This is a genomic window from Pseudomonas tremae (assembly GCF_001401155.1).
Lineage (GTDB): Bacteria > Pseudomonadota > Gammaproteobacteria > Pseudomonadales > Pseudomonadaceae > Aquipseudomonas > Aquipseudomonas tremae.
In genome coordinates this window covers 1-775 of sequence record NZ_LJRO01000171.1, presented here as the reverse complement: position 1 = coordinate 775, position 775 = coordinate 1, and the positions used below count along the sequence as shown (strand labels likewise).

Sequence of the window (775 nt, the reverse complement as noted above, 5' to 3'; positions counted from 1 at the left end):
CTTCGCTCGCTTTGTGATCGTTTGTGCGGTTCCGTTCGATTTTATCTTGCCAGAAGTCCGGGCGCGTGTTGGGCCATTTAAACAACGGGCAGTCATGTCTATGCCAGAAGCATCCATGCACGAATATCACTGCATGGTAACGTGGCAGCACGATATCGGGCTTGCCCGGTAATCGCGGACATGGAGACGGAACCGGAAGCCCTTACGGTGCAGCAGACTTCGAATCAGAATTTCCGGTTTCGTGTTGCGCCCCCGTATGCTGGACATCAGCCTGCTACGGGTGGCACTGTCCACTACATCGACCATCAGGCAAACAACGGCAACGCAAGCGGAGTGCCGTCACGCTCATGCGCTATCAGCGCCTGAACGTGGGGAACCATGATGCGGGCCACTTCCTGCATGACCGGCATCACGACACTATTGCCGAACTGGCGATACGCTTGCGTATCGCTTACCGGGATTCTGAACGTATCGGGAAACCCCATCAGACGTGCGCACTCACGTGGCGTAAGGCGGCGCGGGCGTTTCTTGCCTTGATTAACCAGAATTTCCGAGCCATCCTTGTGATACCGCGCAGACAGGGTGCGCGTCACACTATCTGGAAACGCCATGCCAAAACCGAAGCCGTTACCGGCTGAGCGGTGTTTTTCGGCGTAAGCTTGGAGGTAGGCCCACAGGTTAGGCGTCAGTGTGTATTTTGGTTGAACAACACGTTTTTTGTGATCGAAAAATCTGTCTTCGTCCCATGGCAAAACGCGTTCTGTTCCATCGGTCT

The 775-nt window shown here is 55.0% G+C and carries 1 protein-coding gene and 1 pseudogene; both read right to left on the bottom strand.

Annotated elements, in window-relative coordinates; all coding sequences use genetic code 11:
* A pseudogene (locus ALO43_RS28745) lies at positions 1–306 on the bottom strand (very short patch repair endonuclease); the annotation flags it as partial.
* On the bottom strand, positions 306–775 hold a 470-nt coding region (locus tag ALO43_RS12150; RefSeq protein ID WP_174518493.1), incomplete at its 5' end, for a DNA cytosine methyltransferase. The pseudogene ALO43_RS28745 and the gene ALO43_RS12150, both read right to left, overlap by 1 nt.